Here is a 2680-nt window from a genome sequence, read left to right as displayed (position 1 = left end):
GGCTGGGGATGCCGCCCGCCGGGGGCGGGGTCAGCCCCGCCGGGCGGCCCGCGCTGGCGGCAGCCATGTCCCGGGACGCCGGCGTGCTGCGGGACCGCGAGGGACTCACCCGGCTGGTCCGCACGCTCGACCGGACGGAGGGTGCGCGGCGGGAGTCGGGGGGGATCGTTCGGGATAGGGATGGTGATCTTGACCTTGCCACCGTCGAAGCGACGAACCTGCATGCCGCCTCGGCGCTGATCGCGGCGGCGGCGCTGGCGCGGGCGGAAAGCCGTGGCTGCCACCGGCGGCGGGACGCGCCGGGGGCCGCGGCGCGGCCGTGGCACACGCTGGCGCGCTGGGACGGGCGGCGGCTGCGCGTGACCGGGGGCGCGTCGTGACCCCGCGGGCGCTGACCCCGCGGGCGCTGACCCCGGCGACGCTCGCCGCGCTGCGGGCCGCGGGCCTGGACATCCGGGACGCCGAACGAGCCGTGCGGACCGCGCTCGACGAGGACTTCAGGTACGGGCCGGACCTCACAAGCGCGGCGACCGCAGGGGACGCGCCGCTGCGCGCGCAGGTCGTGGCGCGCGAGCAGGGCGTGCTGGCCGGCCTGCCCGTCGCCTGCGCGGTGCTGGACGCTGTCGGGGGCGTCGCGAGCACGGCGCTGCGGGCCGACGGCTCGCGCGTCGGGCCGGGCGAGCCGGTGCTGCGGGTCAGCGGCCCGGCCACCGCGGTGCTCGGCGCGGAGCGGACCATGCTGAACTTCCTCACCCACCTGTCCGGGATCGCGACCACGACCCGGGCCTGGGCGGACGCGGTCGCGGGGACCGGCGCGGTGATCAGGGACACCCGCAAGACCCTGCCGGGGCTGCGTCAGCTGGAGAAGTACGCCGTGCGGTGCGGCGGGGGCCAGAACCACCGGATGGGGCTGGGCGACGCGGCGCTGATCAAGGACAACCACGTGGCCGCGGCGGGCGGGGTGGCGAAGGCGATCGAGGCGGTGCGGCTGGCCTCGCCCGGGCTGCCGCTTGAGGTGGAGTGCGACACCCTGGACCAGGTCGGGGAGTCCCTGGCGGCGGGCGCGCGGTTCCTGCTGCTCGACAACATGCCCGTCGAGATCATGCGGGCCGCGGTGGCCGAGGCCCGGCGCTATCCGGGAGTGCGCCTGGAGGCCAGCGGGGGCCTGCGGCTGGCGGCCGCCAGGGAGGTGGCCGCCACCGGCGTGGACTACCTGGCGGTCGGGGCGCTCACCCACTCCAGCCGGGCGCTCGACCTTGGCCTGGATTTCGCCTGGTGACTACTTGACGGGTCCCAGGGTGCTCCAGACCTGCGGGAACTGCCCGACGCGGAGCTCGCGGCAGATCATCTGGGCCGCCATGCCGACCGCCTCGGTGAACGTGGGGAACGCGAACGGGATCACGGCCACCTGCTCCACGGCCATGCTGGCGGTCATGGCGGTGGCGATCACCTGGATGATCTCCGCGGAGTAGCAGCCCAGGACGTGACCGCCGAGGATCGTGTGGTCGCGGCGGTCGGCGATCAGCTTGCAGAAGCCGTCCGTGCGGCCGTCGGCGACCGGGCGGAGCAGGTTGTGGTATTCGGCGGTGGCGGCCACGATGTCGTGCTCGCGGGCCGCGGCCGGCTCGGTGAGGCCTACCTGGCCGTATTCGGGGTCGGTGAAGCTGGCGGACGGGACGATGGCGTAGCTGGCCCGCTGCCGCGGGCCGGCGATCGCGTTGTGCGCGGCGATCCGGCCATCGGCCCTGGCGAACTGCACGAGCTTGGCGTGGCCGTTGACGTCGCCCGCGGCGTAGATGTGCGGCACGTTGGTGCGCAGGTACTGGTCGACCGGGATGGCCGACCGGCTGGCCTGCACGCCGGCCTTGTCGAGCGCGAGCGCGGCCGTGTTCGCCGGCCAGCCGATCGCCGTGAACACGGCGTCGAACGCCGCGCTGGACTCGGCGCCCGCGCGGGCGTAGCGAACGGTGACCTGCCCGCCGCGCGATGCGAGCTCGCTGACCCGGGTGTTCGTCGACACGGTGATGCCCCGTGCCTGGAACGCGCTGGCCAGGCCCGCGCTGACGGCGGGGTCCGCGGAGGCGATCAGCGAGGCGCCCGCCTCGAAGAGGGTGACCTTGACCCCGAAGTCGTCGAGGATCGAGGCGATCTGGCAGCCGGTGTCGGCCCCGCCGACGACCGCGGCGTCGGCGGGCAGGTGAGTCAGGGACGGGATGTCGTTGTAGGTGAGCGCCAGTTCGGCGCCGGGGACGGGCAGCGGCGCGGCGTAGCCGCCGACGGCCACCACGATGCGGTCGCCGGCCCAGGTGCGGCCGTCGGCGGCCTTGAGCGTGTAGGGGTCTGCGAACGAGACGGGGCCGGTGTGTTCGGCCAGGTCGACCTCGCTGCGGCGCAGGTAGGCAGCCAGTTGCTTGGCGTCCCGCGCGTAGCGCGCCACCTCGGCGCTCCTGGCCAGGATCGCGGGCAGGTCAGGCACGGGCGAGGGACCCCGCAGGCCGAACGTCTCCCAGGACGACCAGTCCCTGGCCAGCCGGGCCGCGCGGGCGAGCGTGCGCACCGGGGCCGGGCCGCGGTTCATCGTGGTCCCGCCGACCTCGTCGGCTTCGAGCAGGGTGACGTGGGCGCCCAGTTCCCGCGCCTGCATGGCCGCGGCCATGCCCGCGGAACCGCCGCCGACAAC

At 75.4% G+C, this 2680-nt stretch carries 2 protein-coding genes and 1 pseudogene; 2 read left to right on the top strand and 1 reads right to left on the bottom strand.

From position 1 onward, the window contains the following. Positions 1-380: pseudogene (locus Q1N79_RS24840) on the top strand (hypothetical protein); the annotation flags it as partial. Next, positions 377-1279 carry a carboxylating nicotinate-nucleotide diphosphorylase gene (gene nadC / locus Q1N79_RS24835; RefSeq protein WP_300612969.1) on the top strand — a complete coding sequence of 301 codons (903 nt, stop codon included), beginning with the start codon at positions 377-379 and terminating at the stop codon, positions 1277-1279. The pseudogene Q1N79_RS24840 and the gene nadC, both read left to right, overlap by 4 nt. Here nadC and Q1N79_RS24830 read toward each other — a convergent pair. Then, the coding region (locus tag Q1N79_RS24830) for an NAD(P)/FAD-dependent oxidoreductase (protein ID WP_300612967.1) at positions 1280-2680 on the bottom strand (1401 nt) is incomplete at its 5' end.

The organism is Trebonia sp., assembly GCF_030042015.1.
In the GTDB taxonomy this organism is placed as follows: Bacteria; Actinomycetota; Actinomycetes; order Streptosporangiales; family Streptosporangiaceae; genus Trebonia.
Note: the sequence above shows the minus strand (reverse complement) of the source record. Positions and strands in the feature narration are given on the sequence as shown.